This window comes from Nocardiopsis flavescens, from assembly GCF_900141985.1.
Taxonomy (GTDB): Bacteria; Actinomycetota; Actinomycetes; order Streptosporangiales; family Streptosporangiaceae; genus Nocardiopsis; species Nocardiopsis flavescens.
The window spans coordinates 113703-134660 of record NZ_FQZK01000010.1; the positions used below are offsets into that span (position 1 = coordinate 113703).

Below are 20958 nucleotides of genomic sequence, written 5' to 3' on the forward strand. Positions count from 1 at the left end.
TCCGCGGCCGGATACCCTTGCCCGTGGGCCCTGTGCCCGTGGAGGGCCCGCGGCGCGACGTGTGTCCGGGGTGCCGTCACTTCGTTACACACCGCTGACGATTCACCTGTTAACGTCGTGCGGGCACGAATTCTCATGACTCGGTGGTGGCTGGCGATATGACACGAGTAGTCGTGATCGGTGATCTGATGACCGACGCCGTCGCGCGCGCGTTCCACCCCTTGGCCCGCGGTAGCGATACCCCGGCCTCGGTGGTGATGTACGGCGGCGGCTCGGGCGCCAACATCGCCTCCTGGCTTGCCGTGGAGGGCACCGAGACGACGTTCGTGGGCCGCCGCGGCTCCGACATCACGGGGCGCACCCGCGAGATGGAGCTGATGGGCTACGGGCTGGACTCGCGGATGGTGATGGACCCCGAGTCCGCGACCGGGACCTGCGTGGTGATGATCACCCACCGGGGCGACCGGACGATGCTCAGCGACCCGGGCGCCAACGCCCGGCTCCAGCCGGAGGACCTGCCCCGCGACGTGTTCGGGCCCGACGGGCACCTGCACGTGTCGGGCTACACGCTCATCAACGCGGACTCGCGCCGGGCGGCGCGGGTGGCGCTGCGGATGGCGCGCGAGAGCGGCATGTCCATCTCGGTGGACGGCGGCTCGCACGCCCCGCTGGAGCGGGCGGGCGCGGAGAACTTCCTGGAATGGACGCAGGGCGCCCGGCTGCTGTTCGCGAACGCGGCGCAGGCCAAGGTGCTGACCGGCCGGGAGGAGCCCGAGGCCGCGGCCAAGGTGCTCACCGCCTGGTACCCCAACGTGGTGCTGAAGCTGGGCGAGGACGGCGGCCTGTGGGCCTCCAAGACCCGCGACGACGTGGTGCGGGCCCCGGCCGACCAGGTGGAGCCCTCGCCGGGCTCGGTGGGCGCGGGCGACGCGTTCATCGCCGGCTTCCTGCCGGCGTGGCTGGCGGGCCGCCACCCCAAGGAGGCCCTGGCGCGGGCCCACCGCCTGGCGGGCCGGGCCCTGCACCAGCCGGGCGCCCGCCCGGACCTGGGCGACGGCCAGCCGGTGCGGCGCGGCGCCCCGCGCGGCCAGCGCATCCGCTGACCCGCGCCTTCACGACGTCCCCGAACGGGGCCCGGCCGGGGCCGGGCCCCGTTCGCGTGTCCGCGGCGGGCGCCCGGGACCGGCTCAGCCGCCGGTGGTGGCCAGGGTGAGGGGCAGGACGGCGGGGGCGCCCAGGCCGCGCAGGATCGCCGCGCCGACGGTGAGGCTCCACCCGGTGTCGGTGTGGTCGTCGATGAGCAGCACCGGGCCCGGGGTGGCCGCCTGGAGGTCGGCCATGGCCTCGGCCAGGCCGTCGCCCGGGACCAGGGCACCGTGGACCTGGGCCAGGCGCATGGCGCTGTTGTGCCGCCGCGGGCCCGGCCCCTCCGGGGAGCGGTAGTCCAGGGACCCCACCGGGGTGAGGCGGCCCAGCGAGCACAGCCGCCCCGCGAGGTCGTTGATCATCCTCGGCCGGGTGAGCGAGGGCATGGCGACCGCGCCGACCGGCCGCCGCTCCCAGTCCCAGGAGGCCAGGACGCGCACCAGCCCCTGGAGGACGTGGTCGCCCACCGGGGCCTCCGGGGCGTCCTCGGCGAGCAGGGCGCGCAGCTCGTTGCCCCAGCCGATGTCGGTGAACCGGCCCAGGGCGCGGCCCGGGGCGGCCTGGAGCTCGGGTTTGATCCGCCCGGACAGCGAGACCCCCAGGGTGTCCATGCCGGTGGGCCACTGGCGGCGCGGCTCGACGACCACGCCCGGCCGGTCCAGGTGCGCCGCGGCGGCGTCCCGGCGGCCGGGGTCGACGCCGGTCTCCCAGGTGCGTCCGGTGCAGTTGTCGCAGCGCCCGCAGGCCGTCGCCTCCGGGTCGTCGAGCTGGCGGCGCAGGAACTCCATCCGGCAGGCGTCCAGGGAGATGTAGTCCAGCATCGCCCGCTGCTCGGTCTCCCGGGCCTTGGCGACCGCCTCGTAGCGCTCGGCGTCGTAGGACCAGGCCCGGCCGGTGGCCTCCCAGCCGCCGCGCACCCGGCGCACCGCCCCGTCCACGTCGAGGACCTTGAGCATCTGCTCCAGGCGGCTGCGGCGCAGGTCCACCCGGGTCTCCAGGCGTGCGACGGACAGCGGTCCGCCCTCCTGGGCCAGGGCGTCGATGGTACGGCGGACCGTCTCCTCGGGCGGGAAGGACAGGCTCGCGAAGTACTCCCAGATGCGGGTGTCCTCCCGGCCCGGCAGCAGGACCACCTCGGCCCGCTCGACGCCGCGCCCGGCGCGGCCCACCTGCTGGTAGTAGGAGATGGGCGAGGACGGGGCGCCCAGGTGCACGACGAAGCCCAGGTCGGGCTTGTCGAAGCCCATGCCCAGGGCGCTGGTGGCGACCAGCGCCTTGACCCGGTCGCCCAGCAGGTCGTCCTCCGCGGCGCGGCGCTCGTCGGGGTCGGTCTGCCCGGTGTAGGAGCGCACCGGCATGCCCTGCTCGGCCAGGAACCGGGCGGTCTCCTCGGCGGCGGCGACCGTGAGCGCGTAGACGATCCCGGAGCCGGGGATGCGCGGCAGCTGCTCGGCCAGCCAGGCGAGCCGGTCGGTGGGCTCGGGCAGGTCCACCACCGACAGGTGCAGGCTCTCCCGGTCCAGGGGCCCGCGCAGCACCAGGGTCTCGTCGCGGTCGGCCCCGGCGCGCAGCTGCTCGGCGACGTCGCGGGTGACGCGCTCGTTGGCGGTGGCGGTGGTGGCCAGCACGGGGACGCCGTCGGGCAGGTCCAGCAGCAGGGAGCGGATGCGCCGGTAGTCGGGGCGGAAGTCGTGGCCCCAGTCGGAGACGCAGTGGGCCTCGTCGATGACGACCAGGCCCGCCCCGGCGGCCAGCTCGGGCAGCACCCGGTCGCGGAACTCGGGGTTGTTGAGGCGCTCGGGGCTGACCAGCAGGACGTCGACCAGGCCCGCCTCGACGTCGGCGTAGACGGCCTGCCAGTCGGTGGTGTTGGCGCTGTTGACGGTGCGGGCGCGGATGCCCGCGCGCTCGGCTGCGGAGATCTGGTTGCGCATGAGGGCCAGCAGCGGGGAGACGATGACGGTGGGGCCGGCGCCCCCGGCCCGCAGCAGCGCCGTGGCCACGAAGTACACCGCCGACTTGCCCCAGCCGGTGCGCTGGACGACCAGGGCCCGGCGCCGGTCGGCGACCAGGGCGTGGATCGCGGTCCACTGGTCCTCGCGGAGCCGGGCGGAGTCGCCCGCCAGGGCGCGCAGGTGCGCCTCGGCGCGCTCGCGCAGCCCCCCGTCGGCGGGGGCGGCGGTGGGGTCGGGTTCAGGGGTGGTGGCCATGCTCCCTTCGTACCAGAGCGGGCCGACGCCCCGGCGCGTCCCCGCCGGGGCCCTGCCGCGCACCAGCGGGCCCACCGGACGACGACGGTAACAAAACAGAAACTTTCGAAGTTTCCTCCATTGCGCTCACATCTTCCCTTGAGCACACTCTGAACACGGTTCCTCACGCTTGGGAGCGCTCCCATGCGCGGATCCCCCGCTGAACCAAGAGAGGCGCACCGATGGACGACCACCGACGACCACCCTCCCCCGAATCCCCCCGCCGCCGCTCCCCCGGCCGCGGCACCGTCGCCGTGCTGGCGGCGCTGGCGATCGGCGGCGCGACCGCCCTCACCGTCACCACGATCGTCGCGGGCCCGAACGCGTCGCCCGCGTCCGCCGCGGCCCTCGTGCCGGTCGGCTCCGGGAGCTACGACGACCAGCTCCCGCCCGGCGCCAGCGGTCCCTCCGACCTCAACGGCGCACCGGTCGACCCCAAGGTCACCGACGACTACACCGGGCCGGCCCCCACCAACGAGTGGTGGTCCTCGCTCATCTTCCAGCGCTACCCCGACAACCCCTACGGCGAGAACCTCTACGCCCACCCGGCCACCTACAAGCCCCACTCCGGGGGCCTGGAGATGGGCCACCCCGCCGAGCCCGTGCTCGTGGCCGACGGCCTCAAGTACGAGTTCCCGCACACCGCCGACCTCAGCCTGGGCGCCGTCGGCCTGGACTCCCCCGACACCCGGGTCGCCGACAGCGGCGACTGGACCGTGACCGCGCGCTGGACGGGCGGCCCCACCCTGGACGTCACCATCGGCCAGGGCCTGCCCTTCGCGCACGCCCGCACCGACGGCGCCGACGCCGAGGTCTCCTTCACCGGGTCCCCGGACGTCTGGCACGAGGACGGCTCCACCGTCGGCGCCACCCTCAACGGCAACCACTACGCCCTGTTCTCGCCCACCGGCTCCCCCTGGGTCCGGTCGGGGAACACCTTCACGGCGCCCACCTCCGACGACGGGCACTACTCCGTCGCCCTGCTGCCCTCCACCGACGCCCTGGAGGACTTCGCCCCCTACGCCCACTCCGCCGTCACCGGGTCGGTCGTCGAGTACGACTACGACGAGGCCGGCTCCACCCTCACCAGCACCTACCGGGTGCAGACCGAGGCCCTGGAGGGCGACACCGAGGGCACCGTCCAGGCGATGTACCCCCACCACTGGGACAACAGCGACGACGAGGTCGCGGGCCTCACCTACGCCTCCCCGCGCGGGGAGATGCGGGCGGCGCTGGGCACCTCCTTCACCACGGAGCTGACCACCAACGGCATCCTGCCGAGCCTGCCCACCGTGGACTCCGCCGACCACGACCGGCTGCGCCTGCTCATCGACGAGGTCCTGGCCGAGGACGAGCACTTCCCCTCCCCCGGGGACACCTACTGGGACGGCAAGGCCATGGGCCGCCTGGCCCAGCTGGTGCCCATCGCCGACTCCATCGGCCACACCGAGGCCCGTGACGAGCTCCTGGGCCTGCTCAAGGGCCGGGTCGAGGACTGGCTGACAGCCGGCGGCAGCCGCGGCCTGCACTACGAGGCCGACTGGGGGACCCTCCTGGGCTACCCGGACAGCTTCGGCGCGACCACCGAGCTGAACGACCACGACTTCCACTACGGCTACCTCGTCTCGGCCGCCGCCACCATCGCCCGCTACGACCGCGACTGGGCCGACGAGGACGCCTGGGGCGGCATGGTCCGCATGGTCATCGACGACGTGGCCGCCACCGAGGACGGCCTCTTCCCGCGCCTGCGCTCCTTCTCCCCCTACGCCGGGCACGGCTGGGCCTCGGGCCACGCCGGGTTCGCCGCGGGCAACAACCAGGAGTCCTCCTCCGAGGGCATGCACTTCGCCTCCGCCACCGCGCTCTTCGGCGCGCTGACCGGCAACGACGAGGTGCGCGACCTGGGCGTGTTCCTGCACACCACCCAGGCCTCCACCGTCACCCGCTACTGGCAGAACGCCGGCGGGGAGTCCTTCCCCGACTCCTACCAGCACGACGTGGTCGGCATGGTGTGGGGCGACGGCGGCGACTACCGCATCTGGTGGGACGGCGGCGACGAGGAGCACTACGGCATCAACTACCTGCCGATCACCGCGGGCTCCCTCTACCTGGGACACGACACCGCGCACGCCGGGGCCATGTACGAGTCCCTGGTGGACCGCCTGGGCGGCGAGCCCGCCATCTGGCGCGACATCCACTGGGCGCACCGGGCGCTGTCGGACGGCGACGACGCCCTGGCCATGTTCGAATCGCAGTGGCAGACCTACGAGCCCGAGGCGGGCGGCTCCAAGCCGCACACCTACCAGTGGGTCTCCACGCTCGCCGAGGTCGGCACCGTGGACACCTCCGTCACGGCCGACACCGCCCACTACGCGGTGTTCTCCAGCGGCGGCGACCGCGCCTACACCGCGTTCAACCCCGGCACCTCCCCGATCACCGTCACGTTCTCCGACGGCACCGAGCTGGAGGTGGCGGCGGGCACCCTGGCCTCCACCGTCGGCGAGGGCGGCGGGGGCGACCCGGGCGAGCCCGGCGGTCCCGACCCCACGCCCAGCCCCGACCCCGGCGGCGGGGGCGAGCTGGGTGACGGCGTGCTGTACGCGAGCGGCTCCGGCCTGTCGGCCGACCCGCCCGGCACCGAGGGCCTCATCACGGTGCCCGGCGCCGGCGGCGCCAACCGCGACGGCGACCCGCCCGCGGACGCTGTCGTGCTCGAACTGGAGGGCGTGAGCGGCTCCTTCGACGGGGGCGAGACCGCGTTCTCCCTGCCCGCGGACTCCGGGGGCTCGGTCGGCAACGCCGTCCAGGTGCGCGTCGAGTACGACTTCGACGGCGACGGCACGGTGGACCGGACGGAGAACTACCCCTACTTCGCCACGAACGACGTCAACGGCTGGGAGGCCTACACGCAGGGCTCGGGCCCGTCCTCGGCCAGCGGCTCCTTCGCCGACCTCGACGACGGGACCGTGCGCCTGCGCATCTGGAGCGCTCTGGGCTCCGCCGACTCCCGTGTGCGGACCGGTCCGGACGGGGGTGCGACCCTGACCGTCCCCTTCGGCGGCTGATCCCGGCCGACACCGGTCGACACCCGCGGCGACCCCGCTCCGGTCCGTTCCCGGAGCGGGGTCCGCCCCTTTCCCGCCCCCGGGCGGCGCCCCGGCCCCCCGCGGCGGCCCTGTGAGCGATCGCTCGGCGGCCGTCCGCGACGATCCGCGCGGACCTCGCGAACGGGCGCGAAGACCCCCCGGACGAGGTCATAAAGCCTCCCCGGCACGGACGAAACCCACCAGTCGCGCGACTCACACACGCCCGACCACGCGTCTGCGTACGTTTCAGTCTCTGGTTCGGGCCAGAATTACGGACATGGCCCGTACAACTTCCCGTCCCCCCGAGGATCTCGCCGAGAAGATCATCGACATCGACGTCTCCGAGGAAATGCGCGGCAGCTTCCTCGAGTACGCGTACTCGGTGATCTACCAGCGCGCCCTGCCCGACGCGCGTGACGGCATGAAACCCGTCCAGCGCCGCATCCTGTACCAAATGAACGAGATGGGTCTGCGACCGGACCGGGGACACGTCAAGTGCGCCCGCGTGGTCGGTGAGGTGATGGGCCGCCTGCACCCCCACGGTGACAGCGCCATCTACGACGCGCTGGTGCGCCTGAGCCAGTCCTTCGCCATGCGCGTCCCCCTGGTCGACGGCCACGGCAACTTCGGCTCCCTGGGCGGCGACGACGCCCCCGCCGCCATGCGGTACACCGAGGCCCGTCTGGACCGGGCCGCCGAGCTGCTCGTGTCGGGCATCGACGAGGACGTCGTCGACTTCAAGCCCAACTACGACGGCCAGGAGACCGAGCCCGAGGTCCTGCCCGCGGCCTTCCCGAACCTGCTGGTCAACGGCGCGTCCGGCATCGCGGTCGGCATGGCCACCAACATGGCCCCGCACAACCTGGGCGAGGTCATCGCGGCCGCCCGCCACCTCATCGCCCACCCCGAGGCCACCCTGGAGGAGCTCACCGAGTTCGTCCCCGGCCCCGACCTGCCCACCGGCGGCACCATCGTCGGCCTGGACGGCATCCGCGACGCCTACCGGGCCGGCCGCGGCACGTTCAAGACCCGCGCCAGCGTCGCCATCGAGAAGGTCAGCGCCCGGCGCACCGGCCTCATCGTCACCGAGCTGCCCTACAACGTCGGCCCGGAGAAGGTCGTCGCGCGCATCAAGGAGCTGGTGCAGTCCAAGAAGCTCCAGGGCATCTCCGACCTCAAGGACCTGACCGACCGCACCCAGGGGCTGCGCCTGGTCATCGAGCTCAAAAACGGCTTCAACCCCGAGGCCGTCCTGGAGGACCTCTACCGGCTGACGCCGATGGAGGAGTCCTTCGGCATCAACAACGTCGCCCTGGTCGAGGGCCAGCCCCAGACCCTGGGCCTGCGCGAGCTCCTCCAGGTCTACGTGGGCCACCGCCTGGAGGTCGTGCGCCGCCGCAGCGAGTTCCGCCGCCGCAAGCGCCGCGAGCGCCTGCACCTGGTGGCCGGCCTGCTGGTGGCCCTGCTCGACATCGACCGCGTCATCGCGCTCATCCGCGAGGCCGACGACACCGCCGCGGCCCGCGAGTCGCTGATGGCCGCCTACAGCCTGTCCGACATCCAGGCGCGCTACATCCTGGACACCCCGCTGCGCCGCCTGACCCGGTTCGACCGGCTGGAGCTGGAGACCGAGCGCGACCAGCTCAACAACGAGATCGACGAGCTCACCTCGATCCTGGAGTCCGACAAGAAGCTGCGCCGCGTCGTCTCCAAGGAGCTGGGCGACGTCTCCAAGAAGTTCGCCACCCCGCGCCGCACGCAGCTGCGCGAGAGCGACGGCGCCTCCCGCGCCGCGGTGATCCCGCTGGAGATGGCCGACCAGCCCTGCCACGTCCTCATGGACGTCGACGGGCAGATCGGCCGCAGCAAGGGCGCCGCGCCGCCGCAGATGTACGACGGGCTGCGCGTCCGCCACGACGCGATCGCCGTGTCGGTCCCCACCACCTCCCGGTCGGACGTCGGCCTGGTCACCGACCTGGGCCGGATGATCCGGGTCCCGGTGGTGGAGCTGCCGGAGCTGCCCGACGAGGGCGGGGAGGCCCCGCCGCTGGCGTCCGGCCTGCCGGTGACGGAGTTCGTCCAGCTGGAGGAGGACGAGCGCGTGGTGTCGGTGGTCTCCATGGACGCCGCGGGGCCCGGCTTCGTCCTGGGCACCGTCGGCGGCGTGGTCAAGCGGGTCTCCCCGGACTACCCGCCCAACAAGGACGACTTCGAGGTCATCACCCTCAAGGACGACGACCGCGTCCTCGGTGTCTCCCAGCTGTCCACCGGTGAGGAGGACCTGGCGTTCGTCACCTCCGAGGCCCAGCTGCTGCGCTTCCCCGCGAGCGCGGTGCGCCCGCAGGGCCGCCCGGCCGGGGGCGTGGCGGGCGTCCGCCTGCCCGAGGAGGCGCGCGTGCTGTGGTTCGGCGCGGTGAGCAGCCCCGACGACGCGGTGGTGGTCACCGTGTCCGGCGCGGCCAACGCCCTGGAGGGCTCCCAGGCGGGGGCGGCCAAGGTCACCCCGTTCTCGTCCTACCCGGCCAAGGGACGCGCCACCGGCGGCGTGCGCTGCCACCGGTACCTCAAGGGCGAGGACACACTGCTGATGGCGTGGATCGGCCGGGCCCCCGCGCGGGCCGCCCGCGCGGACGGGAAGCCGGTGCGCCTGCCCGACACGACCGAGCGACGGGACGGGTCGGGCGAGCCCCTGCCGCGCGCGATCGTTACGGTGGGGAGCGGACGGACCGACTTCGGCATCACGGCGCCGGGCCCCGGCGCCTGAGGACGCGGTACCAGGCCGTGCGCGCCGACCCGGCGCGCACGGCTTCGTCATGAGCACGGACATCGAGGGGGACCCATGAGTGACGGCAGCGGGACCGGACCGGCCGGCGGTGCGTTCGACGACGTCATCGCCGCCAACGACGACTACGCGGCCCGCCATTCGCTGGCCGGGCTCAAGCCCGTGGCCGCGCGCGGCCTGGCACTGGTGACCTGCATGGACTCCAGGATCGAGCCGCTGGACATGCTGGGCCTCAAGCCCGGCGACGCCAAAATCCTGCGCAACGCCGGCGCCCGGGTCACCGACGACACCCTGCGCACCCTGGTCCTGGCCGTGTACCTGCTCGGTGTGGAGCGGGTGCTGGTCCTGCCGCACACCCGCTGCAAGATGGCGTCCGTGCCCAGCGACGAAGCGGTGCACGACACCATCCTGGAGGAGTACGGGGTGGACACCCGCAGCCTGGAGTTCCACACCGACAACGACCAGCTGGGGGCGCTCCGGCACGATCTGGAGCGCATCCGCCACCACCCGCTGCTGCCCGACGGCCTGCCGGTGGCGGGGGCGGTCTACGACGTGGACACCGGGCGGATCTCCCCCGTCGACCTCTGAGGGCGCCACGGGGCGTGTGCGCCCGCCGTGGCCGGGGATCTACCAAGGGAATGCGGCCGTCTCCCCGGCCGTTGTGACCCGAGGACGGCCCCCGTGCCGCCGGGAGGAGCACTCGTGGAAGAGAGCACGTACGACATCTTCAACCGCGCCCGCATGTTCATGGAGCTGGGCGACCCGATCTACGCGGCCAGGACACTGGAGCCGGCCGTGGAGGACGAGCCCGAGAGCCGTTCCCTGCTGGAGCTGCTCGGCCGCGCCTACTTCCACTCAGCGCAGCTCAACAAGGCGGAGCGCACGTTCCGCAGGATCATCGAGCTGGACCCGGTGGACAACTGGGCGCACATCGCCCTGGCCCGCACCCTGGAGCGGCAGAGCAGGCACGAGGAGGCTGCGACCTACCGCCGCATGCACGCGGTGATGTCGGGCGGCTCGCTCGACTGAGCCGCCCGCGGAGCGCGGCGGGGCCCCCGGAGGCACACGTCCCGGGGGCCCCGCCGCGTCCGCCGACTACCCTGCTGGTCATGGCACCTTCGACAGACCCCGGCGACACCCCCTGGGTGGACCGGTGCAGCGATTCCCGGCGCTCCTGGGCCGACGAGGCGGTCCGCAAGGTGACCGCCGACGCGAACCGCTCGGCCGACACCCACCTGCACGTGTTCCCGCTGCCCCCCGAGTGGGGCATCGACCTCTACCTCAAGGACGAGTCGGTCCACCCGACCGGCAGTCTCAAGCACCGGCTGGCCCGGTCGCTGTTCCTGTACGGGCTGGCCAACGGGTGGATCGAGGAGGGCACCACCATCGTGGAGGCCAGCTCGGGGTCCACGGCGGTGTCGGAGGCGTACTTCGCCCGGCTGCTGGGCCTGGACTTCGTCACCGTGATCCCCCGCCGGACGAGCCCGGAGAAGATCGCCCTCATCGAGCGGTACGGCGGGCGCTGCCACTTCGTGGACTCCCCGCCGGACATGTACTCCGAGGCGGAGCGGCTGGCCGCGGAGAGCGGCGGCCACTACATGGACCAGTTCACCTACGCCGAGCGGGCCACCGACTGGCGCGGCAACAACAACATCGCCGAGTCGGTCTTCGAGCAGCTGTCGATGGAGCGGCACCCGTGCCCGGACTGGATCGTGGTGGGCGCGGGCACCGGCGGCACCTCGGCGACGATCGGCCGCTACCTGCGCTACCGGCGGCTGCACACCCGGCTGGCCGTGGTCGACCCGGAGAACTCGGCGTTCTTCCCCGGGTGGGTGACCGGTGCCTCGGACTACGGCACGGGGATGCCCTCGCGCATCGAGGGGATCGGCCGCCCGCGGATGGAGCCGAGCTTCGTGCCGTCGGTGATCGACCTGATGATGCCGGTGCCCGACGCGGCGAGCATCGCCGCCATGCGGCACCTCTACGACCGCACCGGGCTGTCCGCGGGCGGCTCCACCGGGACCAACCTGTGGGGCGTGTGGCACCTGGTGGCGCGGATGCTCCGCGAGGGGCGCCAGGGCAGCGTGGTCACGCTCATCTGCGACGGCGGCGAACGCTACCGGCACAGCTACTACAACGACGCGTGGGTCGCCGAGCGCGACCTGGACCCCGCCCCGTACCGGGAGGCGATCGACCGCTTCCTGGACGGGGGCGGATGGTCCCCGCCCGCCGCCTGACCCCGCCCCGGAACGGCACGGGGCCCCGGGGAGCGCACTCCCCGGGGCCCGTCGTCCGCGGCGCCGCGGACGGTGCGCGCGGTGCGGGCCTCCCGGTCGGCCTGCGGGGCACGGCCGGCACCGGGGACGACCGCCTCAGGCAGCGGTGGTGCCCCCGTCGACGGCCGCGGAACCGGACCCCGCCGACCCGGCGGCCCGGGGGCCGGACGAATGCGACCGGCCACCGCGACCGGGACGCCTAGGCGTCGATGCGGGCGACGTCGAGTTCCTGGGCGCCCTGCTGGATGAACCGGCGGCGCGGCGCGACCTCGTTGCCCATGAGCAGGTTGAACACGGCCGCGGCCTCCTCGGCCTGCTCCACCCGGATGCGGCGCAGGGTGCGGTGCTGCGGGTCCATGGTGGTCTCGGCCAGCTGGTCCGCGTCCATCTCGCCCAGGCCCTTGTAGCGCTGCACCGGGTCCTTCCAGGAGATGCCGCGCTTCTCCAGGTCCAGCAGGGTGCGCTGGAGCTCGGCGTCGGAGTACGTGTAGATGTACTTGTCCTCGGGCTTGGCCCCCCGCTTGCGGCGGGTGTTGGTCAGCTCGATGCGGTGCAGCGGCGGCACCGCGGCGAACACCCGGCCCGCCTCCAGCATCGGCCGCATGTAGCGGTAGATGAGGGTGAGCAGCAGGCAGCGGATGTGCGCGCCGTCGACGTCGGCGTCGGCCATGAGGATGACCCGGCCGTAGCGGGCGGCGTCGAGGTCGAAGCTGCGGCCGGAGCCGGCGCCCAGGACCTGGATGATGGCCGCGCACTCGGCGTTCTTGAGCATGTCCGCGACCGACGACTTCTGCACGTTGAGGATCTTGCCGCGGATGGGCAGCAGCGCCTGGAACTCGGAGTCGCGGGCCAGCTTGGCGGTGCCCAGCGCCGAGTCGCCCTCGACGATGAAGAGCTCGCTGCGGTCCAGGCCCTCGCTGCGGCAGTCCACCAGCTTGGCGGGCAGCGCCGAGTTCTCCAGGGCGGTCTTGCGCCGCTGGGTCTCGCGCTGCTGGCGGGCGGCCAGGCGGGCCTTGGCGGCGTTGACCACCTTCTCCATGACCGTGCGGGCCTTGGCCTTGTCCGTCTTCTTGACGGAGGTGAGGAACTCGCGCAGTTCCCGGCCGACCACCTGGGAGACGATGCGGGCCGCCGCGGAGGTGCCCAGGATCTCCTTGGTCTGGCCCTCGAACTGGGGCTCGGGCAGGCGGACGGTGACGACCGCGGTGAGCCCCTCCTGGGTATCGTCCTTGGTGACCGGGTCGTCGCTGTTCCTGAGCAGCTTGACGGCGCGCAGCTGGTCGTTGATCACCCGGACCAGCGCCCGCTCGAACCCGGTGATGTGGGTGCCGCCCTTGGGCGTGGCGATGACGTTGACGAACGAGCGGACCGTGGTGTCGTAGCCGGTGCCCCAGCGCAGCGCCACGTCGACGTCCAGGCGGCGGTCGACGTCGGCGGGCACCATGTGCCCGGCGTCGTCGAGCACGGGGACGGTCTCGGTGAAGTTGCCGCTGCCCTGGATGCGCAGGACGTCGCTGACCGCGTCGTCGGGCGCCAGGAAGGTGCAGAACTCGCTGATCCCGCCGTCGAAGCGGAACTCCTCCTCGAAGGGCTTCTCCTCGCCCTCCACGCGCTCGTCGCGCACGGAGATGGTGAGCCCCGGCACGAGGAAGGCGGTCTGGCGGGCCCGCTCCAGCAGGGCCTCCCGGGCGATCTCGGCGCCCTTGATGAAGATCTGCATGTCCGGCCAGAAGCGGATCCGCGTGCCGGTGAGCTTCTTGGCGATCTTGCGGACCTGCTCCAGGCCCGAGACGCCGGTGAACTCGGCGTCGGGCCCGGAGCCGGCGAACCGGCCGGGGATGCCCCGGCGGAACGACAGCGCGTGGGTGTGGCCCTGGCGGTCGACCTCGACGTCGACGCGGGCGGACAGGGCGTTGACCACGGAGGCGCCGACGCCGTGCAGGCCGCCGGAGGCGGTGTAGGAGCCGGAGCCGAACTTGCCGCCGGCGTGGAGCTTGGTCATGACCAGTTCCACACCGGAGAGCCCGCTCTTGGGCTCGATGTCGACGGGGATGCCGCGGCCGTCGTCGGCCACCGACACCGAGCCGTCGCCGTGCAGGACGACGTCGATGCGCGTGCAGAAGCCGCCCAGGGCCTCGTCGACGGAGTTGTCGATGATCTCCCACATGCAGTGGGTGAGGCCGCGGCTGTCGGTGGACCCGATGTACATGCCCGGCCGTTTGCGCACCGCCTCAAGACCTTCGAGGACCGACAGGTGCCGGGCGGAATAGTCCTCGGGGTCGTGGACGGCTGCGGTCAAGGCGGTCACTCGGACATCTCCTGCGTCTTGAGGGCCATCGGGGGCTCGGTGCGGTGCGTGCCCTTTGTACCGCGCCACACCGACGAAAAGGGCCAGGCCACGGCGTACGGGTCGGATCACCTCGCGCGCCGAGGGAGTTTCGGGCGGGTTCGTACGGGTCCGGCGCTCGGGCCGGACGGTCGCCCGGGGCGGGTCCGCGACGACCGGGTGCGCCCCGGGAACCGGGTGGCGGCGGTCGGAAGGAGCCTGCCCCGCGCGAGACTACCACCTCTGGTGGATGCGACCTGGATACTCCCCTTTTCCGGGGATGCGTCGGGCGTTCAGGGGGTACACCAAGGAGTAGAAACGACGAGCGGCCCAAAAGGCCCCAGAGGGAGATTTCCAGGCACCAATCAGGCGGATTCCGCTGTCGGCGTACACGTCCCCGGGTTGGGAACGTCTGGGTCGGGTTAGATGTTGTCTGAGGTGACCGACGCCGAGTATTGAGGATGGCGAAGTGACTGGAACCCTTGCCCCCACTCAGCCGCTGACGGCTGCTGACCGTTGCGACCGCTGTGGTGCACAGGCTTACGTCCGGGTGCTGCTGAACTCCGGCGGCGAGCTGCTCTTCTGCGCTCACCACATGCGCAAGCACGACGAGTCCCTCCGAAAGATCGCTTCGGACATCCAGGACGAGACCGACAAGCTCACCGACAAGTAGCGTCGGTCACACGACAGGGCACGGGCGGCGGCTCCCACCGGGGGCCGCCGCCCGTCGCGTGTCCGCCCCGTGCGCCGGCCCCGTCCGGCGCACGGGCGGCGCCGCCGTGCCCCGCCCCACGGCGGGGAGCACCGGCCGTTCGGGCGCGGGCCGCCCCCGAAGTGCGGGCGGACTCACACCGCCCCAGGGGACATGGGGAGCCGCCCGCACCGGACCGGGATGAAGGGCCGTGGCGGCCGACGGCACCGTCCCCGCTTCCCCGGCGGGCTCACACCGCCGGCGGAACACCCGGACCACCCGCGCCGGCCGACCGCGCCGGCCCGCTCCCCGGGCGGTACGCGGGTCCCGCCGGGCGCCTCAGCCCAGGACGCGGTTGTGGTAGCGGGACACCTCGGTGAACCCGAACCCCTCGTAGAGGCGGCGTGCCGCGGTGTTCTCCGTCACCACGCACAGGTAGGCGTCGGTCGCGCCCTCGTCGTGCGCCCGCGCCAGCAGGTCGGCCAGGAGCGCGGACGCCACGCCCCGGCGCCGGGCCGCGGGGGCGGTGACCATGGCGCAGACCGCCGCCGTCCGGCCCGACAGCACCGCACAGCCGCGCCCGGCGCCGCCCGGGGCGGTGCCGTACAGGGCGGTGGTCCCGCCCAGGATGCGGGCCATCACGTCCACCCCGGCCGGCCCGTGGGCGAGCCAGCCGGCCCCGGGGGCGGCGGTCACCGCCGTGGTCCCGGGTGCGTCGGGGCGCTCCCGCGGCTCCCGGGCCAGCACCAGCGTGGGCTCCACCACGGCGTACCCGTGCCTGGCCAGGCGGGCGTCCGCCTCCTCCTCCCCGGGCCACACCTGGGCGCAGGGCGGCGTCCCCCGCTCGCGGTAGAACGCGGTGACCCCGGCGGGGTCGGCCCCCGGGTCCAGGAGCAGGGCGCTGTTGGCGCGCTTGGTCACGCCCTCCGCGGAGCCGAGCCGCCAGCCGTCCCGCTCGACGACCTCGAACGCGGGCCAGTCCCGCGCCACACGTGCCGCCCATCCGTGCATGCCCGCCGCCCTCCGCCGCTCCCGAGAGCGGCGATCCTAGCCCGCGCCCTCCCCGGCCCCGGGCGGCGGGGCTCCCCGAAGGCCTAGCATGTGGACCGACCAGCACGTCCGACCCTGGAGACCGTTCACTCATGCTCATCCTGCTGCCGCCGTCCGAGGGCAAGGCCACCTCCGGTACCGGGCCCCCGGTCGACCCGGAGTCCCTCGTACTGCCCGAGCTGGCCCCCGCCCGCCGGGAGGTCCTGGCGGCGCTGGAGGAACTGTGCTCGGGGCCCGAGGACACGGCGCTGGACGTGCTGGGGCTGACCCCGGGGCAGGCCGACGCGGTCAAGCGCGACCTCGGCGCCGCCGACGCGCCGACGCTGCCCGCCGCCGAGCTGTACACCGGCGTCCTCTACGACCGCCTGGGCCTGCCTGAGTTGCTGGCGGCGCACCCCGGCCGGGTGCGGGAGCGGGTGCTGGTCTTCTCCGGCCTGTGGGGCGTGGTCGGCCCGGCGGACGCGCTGCCGCCCTACCGGCTGTCCATGGGCGTGAAGCTGCCGCCGCTGGGCGGGCTGGGGGCCTACTGGCGCAGGGCGATGGCGGGGCCGCTGGGCGCGCTGGCCGCCGACCGCCTGCTGGTGGACTGCCGGTCGGCGACCTACGCCGCCGCGTTCCGGCCCCGCGGGGCGGCCGCCGAGCGGCTGGTCGCGGTGCGGGTGCTGCGCGAGCGGACCGTGGGCGGCGAGGTGAAGCGCTCGGTGGTGAGCCACATGGCCAAGGCGACCCGGGGGGACATCGCCCGGTCGCTGCTGGCGGAGGGGGTCGAGGCGGCCGGGGTGCGGGAGCTGGCCGACGCCCTGCGGGACCTGGGGCACACCGTGGAGGTCCCCGAGGCCGGGGCGGGGGCCCCGCGGGTCCTCGACGTGGTCGTCCGGGACTGATTCCGGGACCGCACCGTCACCCTGCGTGGGATAACGAACCGGTATCGCGACTTTATCCCGCACCTACAGGCACTGCGCGACCATGGGCGGTGTCGGATGGACGACGGAAACACACCTGGGATCGATTCACCGCGGCCGGGCGGTACCCGGTCAGGTCCGCGCGCGTGGGAACGCGCGGGCCGACGGTGCGGAACGCGGGCTGTCGCCACACCCGCCGACCGACGAAGGCACCGCGGAACCCGTGCGCCCCCCTGCTCTGCGAGCGGGAGGGCGCACGGGTTCAGGCCGTTTCGGGCCGCGACACGTCCGGGACGGCCTAGTCCAGGTAGTCGCGGAGCACCTGGGAGCGGGACGGGTGACGGAGCTTGGACATCGTCTTGCTCTCGATCTGCCGGATGCGCTCGCGGGTGACCCCGTAGACCTTGCCGATCTCGTCTAAAGTCTTCGGCTGGCCGTCGGTCAGGCCGAAGCGCATGGAGACCACGCCCGCCTCGCGCTCGGACAGGGTGTCGAGCACCGAGTGCAGCTGCTCCTGGAGCAGGGTGAAGCTGACCGCCTCGCCCGGCTGGATCGCCTCGGAGTCCTCGATGAGGTCGCCGAACTCGCTGTCGCCGTCCTCGCCCAGCGGGGTGTGCAGGGAGATCGGCTCGCGGCCGTACTTCTGCACCTCGACGACCTTCTCCGGGGTCATGTCGAGTTCCTTGGCCAGCTCCTCCGGGGTGGGCTCGCGGCCCAGGTCCTGGAGCATCTGGCGCTGGACGCGGGCCAGCTTGTTGATGACCTCGACCATGTGCACCGGGATGCGGATGGTGCGGGCCTGGTCGGCCATCGCGCGGGTGATCGCCTGGCGGATCCACCACGTGGCGTACGTGGAGAACTTGAAGCCCTTGGTGTAGTCGAACTTCTCCACCGCGCGGATCAGACCGAGGTTGCCCTCCTGGATCAGGTCCAGGAAGAGCATGCCGCGGCCGGTGTAGCGCTTGGCCAGCGAGACGACCAGGCGGAGGTTGGCCTCCAGCAGGTGCTTCTTGGCGCGGCCGCCGTCCTCGGCGATCCACTCCAGCTCGTCGCGCAGCTCGAAGGAGAGGACGTCGCCCTCGTCGGCGAGCTTCTCCTCGGCGAACAGGCCGGCCTCGATCCGCTTGGCGAGCTCGACCTCCTGCTCGGCGTTGAGGAGCGGCACCTTGCCGATCTGCTTGAGGTAGTCCTTGACCGGGTCGGCGGTGGCTCCGGCGGCGACCACCTGGGCGGCGGGGGCGTCGTCGTCATCGTCGTACAGGACGAAGGACTCGTCCTCGTTGCCGGTCTTGACCGGGGAGCCCACGGCCTCGGGGCGGGCCGGCTTGGCGTCCTTCTCCGGCACCTCCTCGACGGTGTCCTCGACCAGCTCCAGCTCGGCGCCGGTGTGTTCGAGGTCGTCGTCGAGGTCCTCCTCGTCGAACTCCTCGCCCTCCGCCTCCGGAGCGAGCTCCAGGTCCTTCTTGCCCGTCTTGCGGGCGGCGGTCTTCTTGGCCGCGGCGGGGTCCTTGGCGACGGCGGCCTTCTTGACCGTCGTCTTCTTGGCCGCCGCGGCGGTCTTCTTCGCGGGTGCCGCCTTCTTGGCGGCGGCCTTGCGGGCGGGGGACTTCTTGTCGGCCTCGGCGGAGTCGACGACGGCGGTGACCGTCTCCGGCTGCTCCTGGGCCGCCGCGGCGCGCACCGGCTTGGCGGTCCGGGCCGTGGTGGTGGAGGTCGTGGTGACCTTGGTGGACCTGGTCGAGGTGGACCGCGTGGCCGCCGTCTTGCGCCGCGTGGTCTTGCGCCGGGAGGAGGCCGACTCGGGAACGAGAACGGTCACACCCTCCTTCGCGAGGCTGCGGAGCACGGACTGCGCCTGCGACATCGGGATTTCGGCCTCTTCGAAGGCACGGCGCACGTCCTCGGGCTCAAGATAGCCCTGGGACCGCCCACGCTCGATCAGCTGCTGAATGACGGGCTCTTGCAGTGACTCGGACTGCTTCGAGCGAGTCGAACTGGCAGATGACACAAACACCTCTCGAACGGACGTGTGGCGAGATTGTCGGACCCGGTGGTCCGCCTGACCGGGACCGGGCACCGCGCCCTCTCCCGCCTGCGGCCTGGGATCGTCCCCGCCGGGGCGGGGAAGCCGTTTGTCTTTCAAGCGTATGCGCTCTCGGAGATCATCCCCCGCAGGAGACGCACGGGGAGCTGTGGGCTCTCCGGGCGGCCGTGCGGGATCACCCCCGTGCGGGGCGGAACGGCTTCTTCACTGTAGGCAAGGCAATGGACTTGTTCGTACGGTCTACCGCTCCTTCTCACGGCGCCCTCCCCCGTACGGGCCTCATCGGTCCGTGACGGATTCGATCACCGGGAGCTGGACGGCGAGCAGAGTGACGTCATCGTCCTGCTCATACCCTTCGAGCATGCTCTCAACAAGGTACTCCAGCATCTGCTGTGGATCGCCCACCACTTCCGGAGGAGCCGAGGACGCCACGTCGACGAGCTCGTCGAGTCCGGAGTCGACGGACCGTTTGCGGTTCTCGACCAGTCCATCGGAGTAGAGGGCGACGGTGTTACCGGGTTGGACGAAGAATTTGTGGTGGCCGCGCGGCGAGGTGATGCCCAGCGGCGTGTCGGGGTCGGTGTCCAGCAGCGAGGGCGGCGCCCCGCCCGCCACGACCAGCGGGGGCGGGTGCCCCGCGTTGCTGAGGTCGAGCTGGCCGGTGACCGGGTCCAGGACGAAGTACACCAGTGTGGTGACCTGGTCCATTCCCTCTGTGGCGCTGAACATGCGGTCCAGGCCGGTGAGAACGTCGGCGGGCTCCGGCATGGAGAACGCCAGTGCGCGCAACGCGTTGCGGATGCGGCTCATTCCCGCGGCGGCCGGGATCCCCTTGCCCATGACGTCGCCCAGGACCCCGGCGATGCGGCCGTCGGACAGCGGGAAGGCGTCGTACCAGTCGCCGCCGACCTGGACGTGGCGGGACCCGGAGCGGTAGTAGGCGGCCAGGCGCACGCCGCGCACCTCGGGCAGTTCGTCCGGGAGCAGGCTGCGCTGGAGCTCCTCGGCGGTGTTGTGCTCCTGCTCGTAGAGGGCGGCCCGGCCGATGGCCAGGGCGCACTGCCCGGCCAGGGCCTCCAGGAACACGCGCTCCTCGTCGCCGATCTCGCGCGGGGAGTCGAACGCCAGGCGCAGGGCGCCGATGGGACGTCCGGCCACCATCATGGGCAGCGCCGCCCAGGCGCGCTCGGAGGTGAGCGCGACCAGCTCCCCGACCTCGGGGGCGTCCTCCATGAGGGCGGCCAGCTCCGCCGGGTCGGCCGCCGTGCGCGGGGCGCGGTCGGCGATCGCCCGGGCCGCGATCTCGGGGTGGCCGAGCGGGAAGGAACCGCGGGGCAGCGGGTGGGACCCGGCGGCCACGACGGTGTCCAGCCGGGCCCCGTTGCGGTCGAGCAGGACGACGCTGGTGTGGTCGGCGCCCACGCCGGAGCGGCCGATCACGGACATGGCGGCGACGACCTCGTCGACCGTGAGCGCCTCGGCCAGGTCGGAGGTGGCCTGCTGGAGGCGGGCGGTGCGCATGGCGGCTTCGCTCAGCTGCTGGTTGAGCCGTCTGCGCAGCTCGTCGGCCTCGCGCTCGGTGGTGACGTCGACGAGGCTGCCCACCCACTCGACGGGCGCGCCGCCCTCGGTGACGGGCTTGGCCCGCGCCCGGTAGTGGTCGTGGCCGCCGGAGCGGGTGCGCACCCGGAACAGGGCGTCGAAGGGCGTGCCGTCCAGGACGGCGTCGTTCCAGGCGCGCTCGACGGAGTCGCGGTCGTCGGGGTGCACGGAGTCGAGCCAGCCCCGGCCCAGGTAGTCCCGGGTGCTCTGGCCGGTGACGTTGCGCCACTGGGGGCTGTCCTCGTGGATCTCGCCGCGGGCGTCGGCGGTCCAGACGATCTGGTTGCCGATCTGGAGCAGGGCGCGCAGCCGCTGCTCGTCCCGGTGCGCCTCGTCGCCGTCGCGCAGGGCGATGAGCGCGAGGTGGGGGTCGCCCGTGACGGGGTCGGCGACGGGGAACCAGGTGAGGGCCCACAGGCGGCCGTCCCCGGTGCGGTGGCGGACGCGGACGACCCGGTCGGGGGCCTCGGCGGCGTCGGCGGTCTCGGCGGCGTCGGCGGGGACACCGCAGGCGCGCATCAGCTCCGCGGGCTCGTACCCCGGGCACAGCTCGGGGGACCGCCCGAGCATCTCGGCCACCAGCCGGTTCGCGGCCACGATCCGGCCGGTCGAATCCAGCAGTGCGAATCCGACGGGGGAATCGTCCAGAAGTGCGCGTACCGCGTCACCCGGAACGGCGTTTCCGTCGGAACGGGGTGGGGGAATGGACGTCTCGGCGCTCACCTGCTCGACACCTCCGCTGAACCCTCGGATTTCCCGACACGACCGGCCGAGCGCGCTGACCCGTCGACGCGGGGATCGGAC

Annotated in this window: 13 protein-coding genes; 8 read left to right on the plus strand and 5 right to left on the minus strand. The window is 73.1% G+C overall.

Annotation, left to right across the window (positions count from 1 at the left end):
- The first annotated feature begins 158 nt into the window (after positions 1-158).
- Positions 159-1103, plus strand: a complete 945-nt coding sequence (locus BUE45_RS17375) for a carbohydrate kinase family protein (RefSeq protein WP_073380394.1) — start codon at positions 159-161, stop codon at positions 1101-1103.
- A gap of 84 nt (positions 1104-1187) precedes the next feature.
- Here BUE45_RS17375 and BUE45_RS17380 read toward each other — a convergent pair whose 3' ends face one another.
- Positions 1188-3356: a RecQ family ATP-dependent DNA helicase gene (locus BUE45_RS17380; RefSeq protein ID WP_073380395.1), complete on the minus strand. Its 2169-nt coding sequence runs from the start codon at positions 3354-3356 to the stop codon at positions 1188-1190.
- 221 nt (positions 3357-3577) lie between these two features.
- Here BUE45_RS17380 and BUE45_RS33870 point away from each other — a divergent pair, with 221 nt between their 5' ends.
- The 5 genes from BUE45_RS33870 (at position 3578) to BUE45_RS17405 (ending at position 11500) form a co-directional block, all read left to right on the plus strand.
- The gene (locus BUE45_RS33870; protein ID WP_073380396.1) at positions 3578-6460 is read left to right on the plus strand and encodes a glycosyl hydrolase; all 2883 of its coding nucleotides are present in this window, start codon (positions 3578-3580) and stop codon (positions 6458-6460) included.
- Positions 6461-6758: 298 nt separating this feature from the next.
- Complete coding sequence (locus BUE45_RS17390) at positions 6759-9245, plus strand: DNA gyrase/topoisomerase IV subunit A (protein WP_073380397.1); 2487 nt, start codon at positions 6759-6761, stop codon at positions 9243-9245.
- A gap of 75 nt (positions 9246-9320) precedes the next feature.
- Positions 9321-9851 carry a beta-class carbonic anhydrase gene (locus BUE45_RS17395; RefSeq protein ID WP_073380398.1) on the plus strand — a complete coding sequence of 177 codons (531 nt, stop codon included), beginning with the start codon at positions 9321-9323 and terminating at the stop codon, positions 9849-9851.
- Positions 9852-9965: 114 nt separating this feature from the next.
- A complete protein-coding gene (locus tag BUE45_RS17400; protein ID WP_073380399.1) occupies positions 9966-10292 on the plus strand; it encodes a tetratricopeptide repeat protein in 327 nt (108 codons plus the stop codon).
- Positions 10293-10372: 80 nt separating this feature from the next.
- Complete coding sequence (locus tag BUE45_RS17405) at positions 10373-11500, plus strand: L-cysteine desulfhydrase Cds1 (RefSeq protein ID WP_073380400.1); 1128 nt, start codon at positions 10373-10375, stop codon at positions 11498-11500.
- 238 nt (positions 11501-11738) lie between these two features.
- Here BUE45_RS17405 and BUE45_RS17415 read toward each other — a convergent pair whose 3' ends face one another.
- Complete coding sequence (locus BUE45_RS17415) at positions 11739-13847, minus strand: DNA gyrase/topoisomerase IV subunit B (protein ID WP_073380402.1); 2109 nt, start codon at positions 13845-13847, stop codon at positions 11739-11741.
- A gap of 487 nt (positions 13848-14334) precedes the next feature.
- Between BUE45_RS17415 and BUE45_RS17420 the strand changes: the two genes are divergently transcribed.
- A complete protein-coding gene (locus BUE45_RS17420; RefSeq protein WP_073380403.1) occupies positions 14335-14538 on the plus strand; it encodes a DUF7455 domain-containing protein in 204 nt (67 codons plus the stop codon).
- A 357-nt stretch (positions 14539-14895) separates the two neighbouring features.
- Here the strand turns inward: BUE45_RS17420 and BUE45_RS17425 are convergent, their stop codons facing one another.
- The gene (locus tag BUE45_RS17425; RefSeq protein ID WP_073380404.1) at positions 14896-15567 is read right to left on the minus strand and encodes a GNAT family N-acetyltransferase; all 672 of its coding nucleotides are present in this window, start codon (positions 15565-15567) and stop codon (positions 14896-14898) included.
- A gap of 131 nt (positions 15568-15698) precedes the next feature.
- Here BUE45_RS17425 and yaaA point away from each other — a divergent pair, with 131 nt between their 5' ends.
- A complete protein-coding gene (yaaA, locus tag BUE45_RS17430) occupies positions 15699-16490 on the plus strand; it encodes a peroxide stress protein YaaA (protein ID WP_073380405.1) in 792 nt (263 codons plus the stop codon).
- Between the two features lie 316 nt (positions 16491-16806).
- On the opposite strand, the gene BUE45_RS17435 is transcribed toward yaaA, so the two are convergent.
- A complete protein-coding gene (locus BUE45_RS17435; protein ID WP_084737425.1) occupies positions 16807-18516 on the minus strand; it encodes an RNA polymerase sigma factor in 1710 nt (569 codons plus the stop codon).
- A 315-nt stretch (positions 18517-18831) separates the two neighbouring features.
- On the minus strand, positions 18832-20877 hold the full coding sequence (locus BUE45_RS17440; protein WP_084737427.1) for a SpoIIE family protein phosphatase: 2046 nt from the start codon (positions 20875-20877) through the stop codon (positions 18832-18834).
- Positions 20878-20958 lie beyond the last annotated feature (81 nt).

Bases quoted from the DNA above. Each gene is read 5' to 3' on its own strand.
- BUE45_RS17375 (WP_073380394.1), top strand. From the start codon at position 159: ATGACACGAGTAGTCGTGATCGGTGATCTGATGACCGACGCCGTCGCG.
- BUE45_RS17380 (WP_073380395.1), bottom strand. From the start codon at position 3,356: ATGGCCACCACCCCTGAACCCGACCCCACCGCCGCCCCCGCCGACGGG.
- BUE45_RS33870 (WP_073380396.1), top strand. From the start codon at position 3,578: ATGGACGACCACCGACGACCACCCTCCCCCGAATCCCCCCGCCGCCGC.
- BUE45_RS17390 (WP_073380397.1), top strand. From the start codon at position 6,759: ATGGCCCGTACAACTTCCCGTCCCCCCGAGGATCTCGCCGAGAAGATC.
- BUE45_RS17395 (WP_073380398.1), top strand. From the start codon at position 9,321: ATGAGTGACGGCAGCGGGACCGGACCGGCCGGCGGTGCGTTCGACGAC.
- BUE45_RS17405 (WP_073380400.1), top strand. From the start codon at position 10,373: ATGGCACCTTCGACAGACCCCGGCGACACCCCCTGGGTGGACCGGTGC.
- BUE45_RS17425 (WP_073380404.1), bottom strand. From the start codon at position 15,567: ATGCACGGATGGGCGGCACGTGTGGCGCGGGACTGGCCCGCGTTCGAG.
- yaaA (WP_073380405.1), top strand. From the start codon at position 15,699: ATGCTCATCCTGCTGCCGCCGTCCGAGGGCAAGGCCACCTCCGGTACC.